Annotated in this window: 15 protein-coding genes and 1 pseudogene; 11 read left to right on the top strand and 5 right to left on the bottom strand. The window is 70.9% G+C overall.

Translation table 11 applies throughout. The annotated features are described in order from the left end of the window. Positions 1 to 41 precede the first annotated feature (41 nt). The 9 genes from ACIQM0_RS12855 (at position 42) to ACIQM0_RS12815 (ending at position 8,394) form a co-directional block, all read left to right on the top strand. Complete coding sequence (locus ACIQM0_RS12855; RefSeq protein ID WP_401285983.1) at positions 42 to 413, top strand: FKBP-type peptidyl-prolyl cis-trans isomerase; 372 nt, start codon at positions 42 to 44, stop codon at positions 411 to 413. 113 nt (positions 414 to 526) lie between these two features. Beyond that, complete coding sequence (locus ACIQM0_RS12850) at positions 527 to 1,480, top strand: helix-turn-helix transcriptional regulator (RefSeq protein WP_385033636.1); 954 nt, start codon at positions 527 to 529, stop codon at positions 1,478 to 1,480. 13 nt (positions 1,481 to 1,493) lie between these two features. Then, positions 1,494 to 2,450 carry a helix-turn-helix transcriptional regulator gene (locus tag ACIQM0_RS12845; RefSeq protein WP_401285982.1) on the top strand — a complete coding sequence of 319 codons (957 nt, stop codon included), beginning with the start codon at positions 1,494 to 1,496 and terminating at the stop codon, positions 2,448 to 2,450. Positions 2,451 to 2,467: 17 nt separating this feature from the next. Continuing rightward, the gene (locus tag ACIQM0_RS12840; protein ID WP_401285981.1) at positions 2,468 to 2,746 is read left to right on the top strand and encodes a hypothetical protein; all 279 of its coding nucleotides are present in this window, start codon (positions 2,468 to 2,470) and stop codon (positions 2,744 to 2,746) included. A 107-nt stretch (positions 2,747 to 2,853) separates the two neighbouring features. Further along, entirely contained in the window at positions 2,854 to 3,051 is a 198-nt protein-coding gene (locus tag ACIQM0_RS12835; RefSeq protein ID WP_363074481.1) for a hypothetical protein, read from the top strand. A 228-nt stretch (positions 3,052 to 3,279) separates the two neighbouring features. After that, entirely contained in the window at positions 3,280 to 3,573 is a 294-nt protein-coding gene (gene tatA / locus ACIQM0_RS12830; protein ID WP_401286134.1) for a Sec-independent protein translocase subunit TatA, read from the top strand. A 49-nt stretch (positions 3,574 to 3,622) separates the two neighbouring features. Beyond that, positions 3,623 to 4,588, top strand: coding sequence for a twin-arginine translocase subunit TatC (gene tatC / locus ACIQM0_RS12825; RefSeq protein ID WP_401285980.1), 966 nt, complete (start codon positions 3,623 to 3,625; stop codon positions 4,586 to 4,588). An 18-nt stretch (positions 4,589 to 4,606) separates the two neighbouring features. Continuing rightward, the gene (locus tag ACIQM0_RS12820; protein ID WP_401285979.1) at positions 4,607 to 5,515 is read left to right on the top strand and encodes a diacylglycerol kinase; all 909 of its coding nucleotides are present in this window, start codon (positions 4,607 to 4,609) and stop codon (positions 5,513 to 5,515) included. Between the two features lie 44 nt (positions 5,516 to 5,559). After that, positions 5,560 to 8,394, top strand: a complete 2,835-nt coding sequence (locus ACIQM0_RS12815) for a DEAD/DEAH box helicase (RefSeq protein ID WP_401286133.1) — start codon at positions 5,560 to 5,562, stop codon at positions 8,392 to 8,394. Positions 8,395 to 8,784: 390 nt separating this feature from the next. Here ACIQM0_RS12815 and ACIQM0_RS12810 read toward each other — a convergent pair whose 3' ends face one another. The 5 genes and pseudogenes from ACIQM0_RS12810 to ACIQM0_RS12790 form a co-directional block, all read right to left on the bottom strand. Continuing rightward, complete coding sequence (locus ACIQM0_RS12810; RefSeq protein WP_401285978.1) at positions 8,785 to 9,228, bottom strand: SPW repeat protein; 444 nt, start codon at positions 9,226 to 9,228, stop codon at positions 8,785 to 8,787. A 113-nt stretch (positions 9,229 to 9,341) separates the two neighbouring features. Then, a pseudogene (locus ACIQM0_RS12805) lies at positions 9,342 to 10,334 on the bottom strand (ADP-ribosylglycohydrolase family protein). Between the two features lie 155 nt (positions 10,335 to 10,489). Further along, positions 10,490 to 10,666 carry a hypothetical protein gene (locus ACIQM0_RS12800; RefSeq protein WP_401285977.1) on the bottom strand — a complete coding sequence of 59 codons (177 nt, stop codon included), beginning with the start codon at positions 10,664 to 10,666 and terminating at the stop codon, positions 10,490 to 10,492. 429 nt (positions 10,667 to 11,095) lie between these two features. Continuing rightward, positions 11,096 to 11,740, bottom strand: a complete 645-nt coding sequence (locus tag ACIQM0_RS12795; protein ID WP_401285976.1) for a fasciclin domain-containing protein — start codon at positions 11,738 to 11,740, stop codon at positions 11,096 to 11,098. A 118-nt stretch (positions 11,741 to 11,858) separates the two neighbouring features. Continuing rightward, complete coding sequence (locus ACIQM0_RS12790; protein ID WP_401286132.1) at positions 11,859 to 13,427, bottom strand: molybdopterin-dependent oxidoreductase; 1,569 nt, start codon at positions 13,425 to 13,427, stop codon at positions 11,859 to 11,861. A 231-nt stretch (positions 13,428 to 13,658) separates the two neighbouring features. Between ACIQM0_RS12790 and ACIQM0_RS12785 the strand changes: the two genes are divergently transcribed. Beyond that, entirely contained in the window at positions 13,659 to 14,933 is a 1,275-nt protein-coding gene (locus ACIQM0_RS12785; protein ID WP_401285975.1) for an NAD(P)/FAD-dependent oxidoreductase, read from the top strand. Then, positions 14,927 to 15,652, top strand: coding sequence for a DUF1365 domain-containing protein (locus ACIQM0_RS12780; RefSeq protein ID WP_401286131.1), 726 nt, complete (start codon positions 14,927 to 14,929; stop codon positions 15,650 to 15,652). The genes ACIQM0_RS12785 and ACIQM0_RS12780 overlap by 7 nt, the downstream gene beginning before the upstream one ends. Positions 15,653 to 15,657: the final 5 nt, after the last annotated feature.

Below are 15,657 nucleotides of genomic sequence, written 5' to 3'. Positions count from 1 at the left end.
CTGTCCCGGTTGCCAGTTCATCATTTAGAGGAGCAAAGTCAGTGAGCATCGAGAAGCCCGAGATCGACTTCCCGGGTGGCGAGCCGCCGGCCGACCTGGAGATCAAGGACATCTGGGAAGGCGACGGCCCGGTGGCCCAGGCCGGCCAGACCGTCTCCGTCCACTACGTGGGCGTGTCCTTCTCCACCGGCGAGGAGTTCGACGCCTCCTGGAACCGCGGCGCTCCGCTCCAGTTCAAGCTCGGCGGCGGTCAGGTCATCGCGGGCTGGGACAAGGGCGTGCAGGGCATGAAGGTCGGCGGCCGTCGCCAGCTGACCATCCCCGCGCACCTTGCCTACGGTGACCGCGGCGCCGGCGGCAAGATCGCCCCGGGCGAGACGCTGATCTTCGTCTGCGACCTGGTCGCCGTCTGATCCGCACCTGTGAGTCGCGAGGGCCCGTGCCGCAAGGCACGGGCCCTCGCTTTCGTCCGGGCCCTCCGGAGCGGTACGGTCGACGGTCGTAGCGCAAAACAGAAAGGGCGTCGATGGCGATTGCCAAGGCCGAGCGGCTGATGAACCTGGCACTGTGTCTGCTGGGGACCCGGCGCCCGCTCAGCAAGCGCGAACTGCGCGGTTCCATCGAGGCCTACCTGGAAGCGGGCTCCGACGACGCCTTCAACCGGATGTTCGAGCGCGACAAGGACGATCTGCGCGAGCTCGGTCTGGTCATCGAGACCGTGGAGAACCTGGACGGCGACACCGGCTATCTCGCCCGCCGCGACAGCAACCGGCTGCCCCCGATCACGCTGGACGCCGAGGAGGCCGCCGCACTCGGACTCGCCGCCAAGGTCTGGCAGCAGGCCCGGCTGGCCGGCGCGGCCAGCGGCGCCCTGCAGAAGCTGCGGGCGGCGGGGATGCCGGAGGCCGAGGACGCGTACGAGGTGCACAGCGCCCTCGAACCGCGTATCCCCGTCCACGAGGCGGCGTTCGAACCGCTGATGCTGGCCTGCCGGGACCGCCGCCCGGTGACCTTCGACTACCGCAAGGCCAACGCCGCCCGCCCCGAGCAGCGCCAGGTCGAGCCGTGGACGCTGGAGTGCTGGCGCGGGCACTGGTACCTGGCCGGCTGGGACCGCGAGCGGGGCGCCGAGCGGGTGTTCCGGCTCTCCAGGATCGCCGGCAAGGTGCGCTCCAGGGCCGGTGCGTTCACCGCGGAGGTGCCCGACGTCGTCACCGTCCGCGAGACCGTCGAGAGCTGGGCGGGGGAGACGGCGACCCGTACCGCACTGATCAGGCTGAAGGCCGACTCCGGCTACCCCCTGCGGGCCCGCGCCACCTCGGTGCGGGAACTCGGGAACGGGTGGGAGGAGTTGGAGATCCCGTACGGACACGGTCTGGACGCCTGGCTCGTCGAGTTCGGCCCGGACGTCGTCGTACAGGAACCCGCGGATCTGCGGGCCGATGTGGTGGACCGGCTGCGCGCCGTGGCCAAGGACTGAGGGGACCGTACTCGTGGCCACGAACGCCATCGACCAGACCCGCCGGATGCTCTCCCTGGTGACCTACCTGCGCGAGCGCCCCGGCGCCCACGTCCAGGACGTCGCGCGGGCCTTCGGGATCACCGAGGACGAGCTCATCTCGGACCTCGACGTCCTGCCCATGTGCGGGACCAGCTTCCGCGGCGGCGATCTGCTGGACATCGACACCGACGGCGACCGGATCTGGTGGCACAACCCGGACGACGTCGCGGAGCCGCTCCGGCTCGCCGCCGACGAGGCGACGGCCCTGCTGGTCGCCGCCCGTGCCGTCGCGACGCTGCCCGGACTGCGGGAGAGCGACCGGCAGGCGCTGCTGCGCGCCACCGCCAAGCTGGAGGCCGCGGCCGGTGAGGTGGGGGCGGCCAGCTCCCGGCTCTCGGTCACCTTCGAGTCCGAGGGCGGTGTCTTCGCCGATGTGGACCGGGCGATCTCCGAGCGGCGCCGGCTCTGGCTGCGCTACTACTCGCCCGCCCGCGACGAGCTCACCGAGCGCGAGGTGGACCCGATCCGGCTCTTCGCCGTCGGGCACACCTATATGGAGGCCTGGTGCCGGTCCTCCGAGGACCGGCGTACGTTCCGCCTCGACCGGGTCGCCGAGATCCGGCTGCTCGACGAGCCGGCCGCACCGCCCGAGCTGGAACTGCGGGACCTGTCGGAGGGGCTGGTCCAGCCCGCCGCCGAGGACCCGGAGGTCGTGGTCGAGGTCGGTCCCGGCGGGCGCTGGGTCGCCGAGTACTACCCGCACGACAGCGCCGACGAGCTGCCCGACGGCGGTCTGCGGATCACTCTGCGGACCCCCGACCCGGCCTCGCTGCGCCGCCTCGCGCTCCGGCTCGGCGGGGAGGGGCGCATCGTCTCGCCGCCGGAGCTGGCGCGGAGCGCGCAGAAGGCGGCCCGAGCGGCACTCGCCGCCTACGACGGCCCGGCCTGAGCGGACGGGGAGGAGATATGAGCAACCTGTCTGCGGTGTCGGACGTCTCTTCCGTCCCGACCGTCGTCGTTCCCGAGTCCGTACGGTTCAGGGCCGCCTGCCCGGACTGCCGCACACGGTTCGAGCTGGCGGCGGGCGCCATCCGGCTCGCGATCGGTGCCACCAGCCGGACGACGTTCTACTCCTTCACCTGCCCCGACTGCGACGTCGCGGTCCGCAGACCCGCGGGGGAGCGGATAATCGAGCTCCTCACCGACGGCGGCGTCCGGACGCTGCGCCTGCACACCGGCCGTTAGACAGACCGCACCCGCCCTCACAGGACACCGGCCGCCGGAACATCGGACGATGAAGACCCGGAACATCGGACGGCTACCCGGACACGAGAAACATCGAGGCTCTGCACATGTTCTGGCCCATGCTCGCCATCGCCCTGGGGTTCCTCGGAATCGCCGTCCTGGGCGTGCTGGCCATCAAGGTCTTCATCGAGGCCCAGCGGCTCGGCCACCAGGTGACGCGCACCACCGAGCGCATCAACCGGGCCGCGGAGGATCTGGAGCACGCGGCCACGGATCTCGCTGCCACGGGAGAAACCCTGAGGTAGACGGCCTGCCCGATCCGGGCGGGCGCGGCCTCCTGTTTCTCAGTCTCGGGGGGTACGCTGCTGGTGGCGGCCCAGGCAGGGAGGTGCTGGCCGCTATCCAATGTATGCACGGGCATTGCCTCGCGTTTACTCCTGCGGGTTACGATCGCTCCCAGCTAATTGGTCGGATGCGTGTCCGGCCCAAGGGCAGCGAGCCCACCTCCAGCCGCCTCAGCGAGAAGGAAGCACATCATGGGCAATCTGAAGCCTCTAGAGATCGTTCTGATCATCGCTGTCGTTCTGCTGTTGTTCGGTGCCAAGAAGCTTCCTGACATGGCCCGTTCGCTGGGCAAGTCGGCCCGCATCCTCAAGAGCGAGGCCAAGGCGATGCGGAAGGACGACGAGCCGGCCGCGACGCCCACGACAGACGCGCCCGCCGACCAGACGGCCCAGCCCGCCGCCGCGCGCACCATTCAGGCCGCGCCCGGTGATGTCACGAGCTCGCGCCCGGTGAACGAAGCGAAGCCCACCACCCAGAGCTGACAGCTGACGGTTCCTCCGGCAAGCTGCCGCACGAGACGAGGGAAGTGGGTTGCTCAAGTCTGCCCGCAAGCAGGAGAAGGACGGCGAGGGGCGGATGCCTCTCGCTGATCACCTGCGTGAGTTGCGTAACCGACTGCTGATCGCGGTCCTGGCGGTCATCGTCATCACGTCGGTCACAGCCTTTTTCTACAAGGAACTGATCGACTTCCTGATCCATCCGATCCTCGGATCGGTTGGCTGCAGCAACGGCGGGCCCAGGCAGATCAACGGCCGGCCGTGCGCGGAGATGACAGTGAACGGCCTGGTCGGTCCGTTCTCCATCGCGCTCAAGGTCTCCCTCATGGCGGGCGTGGTGTTCTCCACGCCGGTCTGGCTCTACCAGCTCTGGGCGTTCCTGGCCCCGGGTCTGCACAAGCACGAGAAGAAGTACGCGCTCAGCTTCGTCGGCGTGGGCGTGCCGCTCTTCCTCGTGGGCGCGGCCCTCGCCTACTTCCTGATGCCGCAGACCGCCGCGGTTCTGCTCGACTTCACTCCGGACAACACGACGAACCTGCTGCCCGTCGACGACTACCTCAACATCGTCACGCGCATGGTGATCGTGTTCGGCCTCGCCTTCGAGCTGCCACTCCTGCTCGTCCTGCTGAACTTCACCGGAGTGCTCTCGGCCAAGCGGCTCGCGTCCTGGTGGCGCGCCATGGTCATGGGCATCACGATCTTCGCCGCGGTCGCCACGCCTACGGGTGACCCACTGACGATGATCACGCTGGCAGCGCCGATCGTGCTGCTCTACTTCCTCGCACTCGGCATCTGCATGGCCAACGACCGGCGAAGGCGACGGAACAACCCCGACGCCGAGCTGGACGACGACGAGGCGTCCGAGCTGGACCTCACCCCCGATGACATCGGCGACATGGAAAACGTGTCGGCGTCGCGGCCCTCGCTGCCGGAACAGGCGGACGGGGAACGGGACGGCGGACGATCGCCGCGGTCGAACGGTTACGACGACATCACCTGACCTTGTAAGGTCCCCCGGGTGACCAGCGAGATCACTCTCTTCGTCAATCCCACCGCAGGACGCGGCCGGGGCGCGCACGCCGCGCAGCCGGCCGCTTCCGCGTTGCGGGACGCCGGATTCTCCGTCCGTACGGTCCTCGGTGAGGACGCCGACGACGCGCTGCGGCGGGCGCGCGAGGCCGTGGCCGGGGGGACCGGTGCGCTCATCGCCGTCGGCGGGGACGGGATGATGTCCCTCGCCCTGCAGGCCGTCGCCGGGACGCGGACGCCGCTCGGGGTCGTGGCCGTCGGCACCGGGAACGACTTCGCCCGCGCGCTCGGGCTGCCGATAAGGGATCCGGCCGCGGCAGGCCGGCTGGCCGCCGAGGCGCTCAAGGGGAGCGCCGTCCGCGAGATCGACCTCGGCCTGGTCGGCGACCGCTGGTTCGGGTCCGTGCTCGCCTCCGGCTTCGACTCCCGGGTCAACGACCGCGGCAACCGGATGCGCTGGGTCGGCGGCCGGTTCAAGTACGACCTGGCGATCCTCGCCGAACTCGCCGCGTTCAGGCCCATCACGTACCGCATGAGCCTCGACGGCGGCCCGGTCAGGGAGATCGAGGCGACGCTCATAGCCGTCGGCAACGGATCGACGTACGGCGGCGGCATGCGGATCTGCGCGGACGCCGTCATGGACGACGGGCTGTTCGACGTGACCGTCGTCGGCGACTGCAGCCGCACCACCCTGCTCAAGGTGTTCCCCAAGGTCTACAAGGGCACCCATCTCGGGCATCCCGTCGTCACCGTGCACCGGGTCTCCTCGATCGCGCTCGAAGCCGTCGGTGTCACCGCGTACGCGGACGGTGAACCGCTCGGCGCGCTGCCGCTGACCGCCACCTGCGTACGGGGCGCCGTCAGGGTGCTCGGGGCGGGTTCTGCCACGGTGAATTAAAGATCGCGTCACTGTCAGAGGCGGCGGGTAGGCTCGTGGACAAGATGACAGAGGACCTCTCACCAGCTGAGCGATACCAGGCTTCCCGGATCCGAGCCGCCGAGCAGGCGACCGCGCTCGGGCCGTTCCGCGAGATGTACGCATTCGATCTGGACCCCTATCAGATCGAGGCCTGTACGGCTCTGGAGGCCGGCAAGGGGGTGCTCGTCGCGGCCCCGACCGGCTCGGGCAAGACGATCGTCGGCGAATTCGCCGTGCACCTCGCCCTGGAGCAGGGCCGCAAGTGCTTCTACACCACGCCGATCAAGGCCCTCTCCAACCAGAAGTTCGCCGACCTGGCCAAGCGCTACGGCGCGGACAAGGTGGGCCTGCTCACCGGCGACAACAGTGTCAACGCCGATGCCCCGGTGGTGGTCATGACCACCGAGGTCCTGCGGAACATGCTGTACGCGGGCTCCCAGGCACTGGTCGGCCTCGGCTATGTGGTGATGGACGAGGTGCACTACCTCTCCGACCGCTTCCGGGGCGCGGTGTGGGAGGAAGTGATCATCCACCTGCCCGAATCCGTGACACTGGTGTCACTGTCGGCGACCGTGTCCAACGCCGAGGAGTTCGGCGACTGGCTGGACACCGTCCGCGGCGACACCGCCGTGATCGTCTCCGAGCACCGGCCGGTGCCGCTCTGGCAGCACGTGCTGGCCGGCCGCCGGATGTACGACCTCTTCGAGGAGGAGAGCGACCACGGCGGCCGCGGTGTCGGACGCCGTGAGGTCAATCCCGACCTGGTCCGGCTCGCCCGCATGGAGAACCAGCGCGGGTACAACCCGCGCGAGCGTCGGCGCGGAAAGATGGTGCGCGAGGCGGACCGCGAGCGCGAGCGGCGCCAGCGGAGCCGGATCTGGACGCCGTCGAGGCCCGAGGTCATCGACCGGCTGGACGCGGAGGGCCTGCTGCCCGCCATCACGTTCATCTTCAGCAGGGCCGGCTGCGAGGCCTCCGTGCAGCAGTGCCTGCACGCCGGACTCCGGCTCAACGACGAGGACAAGCGCCGGCTGGTGCGGGAGATCGTCGAGGAGCGCACGGCGTCCATCCCCACCGAGGACCTCCATGTCCTCGGCTACTACGAATGGCTCGAAGGCCTGGAGCGGGGCATCGCCGCGCACCACGCCGGGATGCTGCCGACCTTCAAGGAGGTCGTCGAGGAGCTCTTCGTCCGAGGCCTCGTGAAGGCGGTCTTCGCGACGGAGACGCTGGCTCTCGGCATCAACATGCCCGCCCGCTCCGTGGTCCTGGAGAAGCTCGTCAAGTGGAACGGCGAGCAGCACGCCGACATCACCCCCGGCGAGTACACCCAGCTGACCGGCCGGGCCGGGCGGCGCGGGATCGACGTCGAGGGCCACGCCGTGGTGCTCTGGCAGCGCGGCATGGACCCGGGCGCGCTGGCCGGACTCGCGGGCACGCGTACGTATCCGCTGCGCTCCAGCTTCCGCCCCTCCTACAACATGGCCGTGAACCTGGTGCAGCAGTTCGGCAAGCACCGTTCGCGGGAGCTGCTGGAGACCTCGTTCGCACAGTTCCAGGCGGACCGGTCGGTGGTCGGGATCTCCCGCCAGGTCCAGAAGAACGAGGAGGGCCTGGAGGGCTACAAGGAGGGAATGACCTGCCACCTCGGTGACTTCGAGGAGTACGCGCGGCTGCGCCGCGACCTCAAGGACCGGGAGACGGAGCTCGCCAAGCACGGCGCGTCGCAGCGGCGGGCCGCGGCGGCGGCGTCCCTGGAGAAGCTCAAGCCCGGCGACGTCATCCATGTGCCGACCGGGAAGTTCGCCGGACTGGCGCTCGTCCTGGACCCCGGGCTGCCCGCCGGGCGGACCAACGGGCACGGACACCGCGGGCTCGAATACCACGACGGGCCGCGGCCGTTGGTGCTGACGGCCGAACGGCAGGTCAAGCGGCTGGCCTCGATCGACTTCCCGGTTCCGGTGGAGGTGCTGGAGCGGATGCGCGTCCCGAAGTCGTTCAACCCGCGCTCGCCGCAGTCGCGCCGCGATCTGGCGTCCGCGCTGCGCACCAAGGCCGGCCACATCGTGCCGGACCGGCACCGCAAGGAGCGGTCCGTCGCCGCCGACGACCGCGAGATCGCCCGCTACCGGGCCGAGTTGCGCGCCCACCCCTGCCACGGCTGCGACGAGCGCGAGGACCACGCGCGGTGGGCCGAGCGGTACCACAGGCTGCAGCGGGACACCCAGCAGCTGGAGCGCCGCATCGAGGGGCGCACCAACACGATCGCCCGGACCTTCGACCGGATCGTGGCCCTGCTCACCGAGCTCGACTATCTGCGGGGCAGCGAGGTCACCGAGCACGGGCGGCGGCTGGCCCGGCTGTACGGCGAGCTGGACCTGCTGGCGAGCGAGTGCCTGCGGGCGGGCGTGTGGGAGGGGCTGAACCCCGCCGAACTCGCCGCGTGCGTCTCGGCGCTGGTGTACGAGGCACGGCAGTCCGATGACGCGGTGGCGCCCAAGCTGCCGTCCGGACCGGCGAAGACCGCCATGGGCGAGATGGTCCGGATCTGGGGGCGGCTCGACGCCCTGGAGGAGGACTTCAAGATCAACCAGGCGGAGGGGGTCGGACAGCGCGAACCCGACCTCGGCTTCGCCTGGGCGGTGTACATGTGGGCCTCCGGCCGGACGCTGGACGAGGTGCTGCGCGAGGCGGAGATGCCCGCGGGGGACTTCGTGCGGTGGTGCAAGCAGGTGATCGACGTGCTGGGGCAGGTGGCGGCCGCGGCTCCGCGTGAGGGCAGTTCGGTGGGGCGGAGCGCGCGCAAGGCGGTTGATGAGGTGCTGCGGGGAGTCGTGGCGTACAGCTCTGTGGGCTGAGGCGGGGAAGCGGGGCGGTGCGTTGCCGGGAACGGCCGCGCCGAAGGGCTGAACTACGTGGTGGCGCCGGAGTTGTAGGCGCGTCGGCCGCCGTAGCGGGTGATGTCCCGGGCCCCGCACCGCGTACGGCTCGCAGAGGAAGCCGGAGGGATACGTAGCCCGCCTTCGTGTACCCCGCGACGGTGCCCTCCGGTGCGCCCGCGGCGAGGTCGCTCAAGGCCCCCGCGGCCACCGCTGTCGCCACAGGACCCGTGAGGGGGATGGAAAGTCGCGGTCGTCCACCCGGCCTCCCCGAGGGGCCGGGCGCCTCGCGCGTCGTCCTGCGGGCACGCGGACGCCCGCACCGTGGACGCTCCACGGTGCAGGCCGTCCCAGCCCGTCGGGCGCGGTCTACGACCGGCGTCGGCTGCTCCTCAACGAGGCTCCTGTGCAGACCAGCCCCAGGAGGACGGTCAGGCCGCCGATGATGACGTTGTTCAGGACGACGCCCATGTCCGGGCTGCTGCCCACTATCCAGGGCGAGACGATCATCCAGGCGCCCATGGCGCAGATGGCCCAGCTCAGGCCGTACATCCGTTGCGGCATCACGGTGAACCCGAGACCCAGCACGGCGATCGCGATACCCATGATCAGGTTGTGGTTCACCAGGGTGGTCTGGCTCGTGGTGAAGTGCAGCACCCAGGGCGAGATGGCGCAGTACAGGCCGACCAGGAACACCGGTCCGTCCACGAGCGCCACATCGCGGCCACCCAGCACACGGGCGTAACGATCACGCATTTCGGAGGCGTCGGGGTGTCCGGCCAAGTCGTGGCCGGCATGCGAGACGTTTGACATGAGGTTCGTCTCCTTCGCTCCCGCAGGCCCGGACACGCCTGGTGCGATGAACGGCCTGCTCTGCCATTCTGCTCTTATTTGTGCTTTATGTGTAGTTTTCGAGGTGGCTGAATTCAGGCAGGAACCGCAGCGCTGCGGTGGCCGTCCAGCCGCCCGGCCAGGTCCACCAGATCCGGTGTGCGCAGCACCCGGTCCCCGTACCCAGGCAGTGGGACGTGCAGCGGCCCGGTCCACCGCGACGGGATGGCGCCGAACCCGTACACCGCGCCCGCCAGCGCACCGGTCACGGCCGCCACCGTGTCGGTGTCGCCGCCCGCGTCGATCGCCGTCGCCAGGGCGCTCTCGTACGAACGCGTTGTGCGTAGCGCCCACAGCGCGGTGCCCAGGCAGGGCTACACCGCGCCGTTGAACTCCGTCGCATCCTCCGGGCGCCACTCCGGCGCGAGGGCGGTGGCCCAGCGGTCGCGGTGGTCCGGATGCACGGCGGCCAGGGCGTCCGGGACGGCGGTGAGTGGATCGGCGCCGTCCAGGGCCGTCCGGATCAGTTCGTGCAGCACGGCGGTGCCCTCCCACGCCGCGCGGTCGCCGTGGGTCAGGGCGGCGATTCGGCGCGCCGCGTCCATGGTCGTCGTCCGCGCGGTGTCCTGGGCCCGCGCTCCGGCCGCCGTCCGGCCCGCCCCGGCGAAGTACACGGCGGACGTGGCGGCGCGCATCAGTGAACCGTTGCCCGCCGCCCGGCCGTTGACCTGGAAGTGCACCGCGGCCGCGGTGTCCCACGGGTCTCCGCTCGTCAGTACGTCCTCCGTCTGGAGGCCGATGTCCTTCGGCTCGCCCGCCGCCCACCGGCGGAACCTGTCGAACAGGTCGGGCAGATCGAGGCCGCCGCGCTCCAGCAGGGAATCCGCGACCAGAACGGCCATCTGCGTGTCGTCCGTCGCCTCGCCCGGGTCCCAGCCCCCGCCGCCGCACATCGTCCCGGCGCCATCCGGGAAGCGGGCCGTGTACACGCCTGCCGGGCCGAACTCGAACGGCGCCCCCAGCGCGTCACCCACCGCCGACCCGACCACCGCGCCCGCCACCCGGTCCTGCCTGCTCAGGGAGTTCATCCGGTCAGCGTACGGAGGGCGACCGCTTCGCGTGCACGCGATAGGCCGCGCCGAGCAGCACGGTGTGGCCAGGAAGAGCACCGTGAACCACTGGAAGTACCAGTGCCCGCCCGCCGGGTCGTACATCGCCGCCCCGGGCCAGGCCAGGCTGACCGTCATGCCGGTCCCGTACAGAAGGCCAGCGCGTTGACCGGCAGTCCCCAACGGCCCAGCGAAAAGAGGGGGTTGCCCGTCTCGTCGGCGTGCGGACCGGTGGCGGGGGAGACGGGCAGGCGGTGCAGTCTGCGCAGCAGCATCGGGCCCGTGACCATGGAGTACGCCAGATAGAGCATCGCGATGCAGGTGCTGCCGATGGCCAGGAACGCTTCGGGAGGCCAGGTTGAGCAGGTCCGAGCGCTGCCGCCGCCCCGACGAGCAGCGCGGGCGCGGCGGCATTCGGGTGCGCGCGGAGACCTTGGCGAACCGGGGCGAGCAGGGCAGCACCCCGTCACGTGCGCCCCATGGCCCGGTGCAGTTCCTGGCGATAGCCGAAACCGGCCAGGGAGGCGTGGTCGCCCTGGCCGGTCCGGGTGGGATCAGGTCGTGCTTCCGCGGGTGCGGTGGCGGTCAGGTCAGCCCCCTGTCGCCGATTTCCTGTCGGGTGACAGAAATCAGGGACGAGCTGTTTCGCGGGCGTGACGTGACCGTGTCCGTGGGCGGCCGAAGTCCTCACGTCCCCAGGCGGGTTGGCCGGGGAGCGCGCACCGTCCCGCGGTGACCCGCTACTTCGGGGGCATCAGGACCGAGTCGACGATGTAGACCGTCGCGTTGGCTGTCTGGACGTTGCCGCAGACGACCTTCGAGGAGTCGTTCACGGTGTACTCCATGCCCGAACCCGACGTCGTCAGCTCGCCCTTCTCCAGGGTCTCGAAGGAGCCCTTCTCCAGCTGCTTCGGCGTCAGCTTCTTGCCCACCACGTGGTAGGTGAGCACCTTGGTCAGCTCGGCCTTGTTCGCCAGCAGCTTGTCCAGGTCGGCCTTCGGGATCTTGGCGAAGGCGTCGTTGGTCGGGGCGAACACCGTGATGTTCTGCGCGTTGTTCAGGGTGTCGACCAGGCCGGCCTTCTTCACCGCGGTGACGAGGGTGGAGAGCGCCGGGTTGTTCGAGGCGGCCGTGGCGACCGGGTCCTTCGCCATGCCGTCGAAGGAGCCCGAACCGCTCTTCGGCACGGACGCGCAGCCCGGTCCGAAGGGCTTGTCCATGTTCATCGAGGCGTCGGCGGAAGCGGGCGCCGACGCCTTGGCCGAGCTGGCGGTGGAGCCGGACGCGCTGTCCTTGGAATCGCTGGAACAGGCGGTGAGGGCGAGCGGGAGTACCACTGCGGCGGACACGGCGAGGGCGGCGCGGCGGACGTGGAGGGTGTTCATGGTGATCTCCTGGATCAATATAAGTGATGAGATGATTACGTTCAGTGAAGGGTGGGGGGTGTGGGAGCCCGCGGCCGTGCTCCGTGCGCGATGCGGGCGGGGAGGCGGCGGTGTCCGCTCAGGACACGTCGACCACCACCGAGTGCCAGCCGGTCGCCCCGTTGGGGACCGTGCCGACCCGTTTGTCGGTCTGGGTGGCGCCGGTGCGGTCCGTCGCGCGGACCTCGAGGGTGTGGTTGCCCGAGGTGGCCGGCCACTCCCACACCCACTGGCGCCAGGTGTCCCGGCTGTTCTCCGCGGCCAGCCGCGCCTGGTGCCACGCGCCGCCGTCCACCCGGACCTCGACCCGCGAGATCCCGCGGTGCTGGGCCCAGGCGACCCCGGCGACCGGGATCGTCCCGGCCTTCGGAGAGGCGAACGGGCGGGGGGTGTCGATCCGGGACTCGGTCTTGATGGGGGCCTGCTGGGACCAGGACCGCTTGACCCAGTAGGCGTCGTAGTCGTCGAACGTGGTGAGCTCGATGTCCTTCATCCACTTGCAGGCCGACACATATCCGTACAGGCCGGGAACGACCATCCGGACCGGGAAGCCGTGCTCGAACGGCAGCGGCTCACCGTTCATGCCGAGGGCGAGCATCGCGTCGCGTCCGTCCATGACCGTCTCGACCGGGGTGCCGATGGTCATGCCGTCCACCGAGCGCGTGATGATCTGGTCGGCGGGACCGCCGCGGGACGGCGGCTTCACCCCGGCCTCGCGCAGCAGATCGGCCAGCCGCACACCGATCCACCGGGCGTTGCCGACATACGGTCCGCCCACCTCGTTGGACACACAGGTCATCGTGATGTCGCGCTCGATGATCTCGCGGCGCAGCAGATCCTTGAAGGTGAGCGTCACAGGGCGTTCCACGCCCTTCCCGTGGATCCTCAGCCTCCAGTCGTTCGCGTCGATGCGCGGGACGACCAGGGCCGTGTCCACCCGGTAGAAGCTCTTGTTCGGCGTGACGAACGGGCCGAGTCCCCGGATCCTGAGATCGGCACCCGCCGGTACGGCCGGCGCCGCGGAGGCGGGCACGGGCAGCACCAGGTCGTGCCGTGAGGCGGTGGCCCCGGCCTGGACGGCCGAGGTGAGCCGACGCCCCAGCAGACCGGCACCGGCCGAGGCCGCCGCCGCGGCGCTCGCCGCGATGACGAAGCCCCGCCGGTCGAAGGCACCGGACGCGGGCTCCCCGCCCCTCCCGCCAGCCGCGGGGGAGGGACCGGGAACCGGTGCGAGCCGTCCGACCAGCAGATACAGCACCCCTGCGGCCAGCACGGCGCCCACCACGGAGGGCAGCGCGTCCGCAGGCCGGCCCTCCGGCCGGCCCACCGCGGCGACTGCCCCGACCACACCGAAGACCAGGACGGCCGCCGAGCCGGTCACCCGGTGCCGCAGCGCCAGTAATCCCACCACCACGGCGAAGCCCGCCAGGAGAACCAGGATCCCCAGCTCCAGGACCAGCTTGTCGTTGGTGCCGAAATTCCGGACGGCGAAGTCCTTCAGCGCCGGGGGAGTGCGGTCGATGACCGCACCGCCCACCGCGGTGATCGGACCCGCCTCGGGCCGGACGGCCGCCGCCACCAGCTCGGCCACGGCCAGGGCGCTGAACCCGGCGATCAGACCGCTGAGCGCGGCGAACAGAGCACGCACCCAGCGGGACCGCCGGGACCCGGAGGCCCCGTCCTGCGCATCGTTCTGATCTTCGCTCACACCGGGGATTCGTCGCCGGACGCCCGGCGGATTGGTCCCTCACCCGAATGGATGAGAGTCGATCACGGCCAATCCACGGCGCGACCTGTAACGAATCACATCCGAGAGGCATCCGCCCTCCTCCGGAAACAGAAGGAGGGGTGAACGGGGCGGACACCGAAGGGAGCGGGTATGACAGGGATGCGGCGACGGACAGCCGTCGTGGGGAGCGGGGTGGCGGGGCTGACCGCCGCGCACGTCCTGCGGACGGCCCACGACGTGACGCTGTTCGAGGCGGACGACCGGGTGGGCGGCCACGCGCACACCCACGAGCTCCCCGCGTCGGACGGCCGTGTCCAGCACGTGGACTCCGGATTCATCGTGCACAACCAGCGCACCTACCCGCACCTGCTGCGGCTCTTCGCGGAACTCGGCGTCGCCACGCAGGAGTCGGAGATGAGCATGTCCGTACGGTGCGAGGGCTGCGCACTGGAGTACGCGGGCGCCCGCGGCCCGGCAGGCCTCCTCGCCCGGCCGCGGTCCGCCCGCGACCCGGCCTATCTGCGGATGCTGGCAGCGGTGCCCCGCTTCCACCGGACCGCCCGGCGCCTCCTGGCGGACGGCGGACCCGACGCGGACACCATGACGCTCGGCGAGTTCGCCGCCCGCGGCCGCTTCTCCCCGTACTTCACCGCCCACTTCCTGACCCCCCTCGTCTCCGCCGTCTGGTCCTGCGACCCGGTGACCGCGATGCGCTACCCGGCCCGCTACCTCTTCCGCTTCCTCGACCACCACGGGCTGCTCTCGGTCGGCGGCTCCCCGGTGTGGCGGACCGTCACCGGCGGATCGGGCGCCTACGTCGAACGGGTCACCAAACAGCTCGACGCCGTCCGCACCGCGACCCCGGTCCGCGCCGTGCGCCGCCACCCGGACGGCGTGGAGATCACCACCGCGGACGACACCACCGAGCAGTTCGACTCCGTCGTCATCGCCACCCACCCCGACCAGGCGCTACGGCTGCTCGCCGACCCCACGGACGAGGAACGCGACACCCTCGGCGCGTTCCGCTACTCCCGCAACCCCACGCTCCTGCACACCGACACCCGGCTGCTGCCGCGGGCCCGCGGCGCCCGCGCGTCCTGGAACTACCTGATGCCGTCCTGCACCGCGAGCCCCGACCACGTCACCGTCAGCTACGACATGAACCGGCTCCAGCGGCTCGACGCCCCCGAGACCTTCGTCGTCACGCTGAACGGCGCCGACCGCGTCGCCCCCGGCCTGGTCCGCGCCCGCATGGTGTACGAACACCCCGTCTACACCCCGGAGTCAGTGGCCGCCCAGGCCCGGCTGCCCGCCCTGTCCGGCCCGCTCACCGCCTACGCGGGGGCCTACCACGGCTGGGGCTTCCACGAGGACGGCTGCCGCTCGGGGGCGGACGCGGCCAGAGCCCTGGGGGTGGACTGGTGAACGCCCTCTACCCCTGCACCATCGCCCACGTACGGTCCGCGCCCGTCACGTACGCCTTCCGCCACCGCACCTACCTGTGGCTGATCGACCCGGACGGGCCGCCGCCGCTCCCCGGCGCCCTGCGCTTCCTGGCCGGCTTCGACCCGCGCGACCACTTCGGCGGCACGGCCCCGACGATCCGGGCCGGACTGAGCCGGTACCTGACCGCGAACGGGGTCGACCTCGCCGACGGAACCGTGCGGATGCTCACCCAGGCCAGGGTGTTCGGCCACGTCTTCAACCCGCTGACCGTCTACTGGTGCCGCCGCGCCGACGGCACCCCCCTCTGCACGGTCGCCGAGGTGCACAACACCTACGGCGAACGCCACTGCTACCTGCTGCACCCGGACGCCGCCGGCCGGGCCTCCACCGGCAAGGAGTTCTACGTGTCGCCGTTCTTCGGCGTCGACGGCGCCTACCGGATGCGGCTCCCCGAGCCAGGCCCCCGGCTCGAACTGGCGGTGCATCTGGAACGGGCCGGTACGCGGCCCTTCACCGCCACCGTGCGCGGCGTGCGACGCCCGGCGACCCCGCGCGTACTGCTCCGGCTCGCGCTGCGCCACCCCTGGTCCACGGCGGTCGTCTCGGTCGCCATCCGGCTGCACGGAATCCGCCTCCTGCTGCGCGGACTGCCCGTGCGGTCCCGTCCCCGCCACACCACTCAGGAAGGAATGCAGTGAGCGTG

It is taken from the genome of Streptomyces sp. NPDC091387, from assembly GCF_044756945.1.
GTDB lineage: Bacteria > Actinomycetota > Actinomycetes > Streptomycetales > Streptomycetaceae > Streptomyces.
The sequence above is the reverse complement of the archived record's forward strand: the minus strand, read 5'-3'. Positions and strand labels throughout refer to the sequence as shown.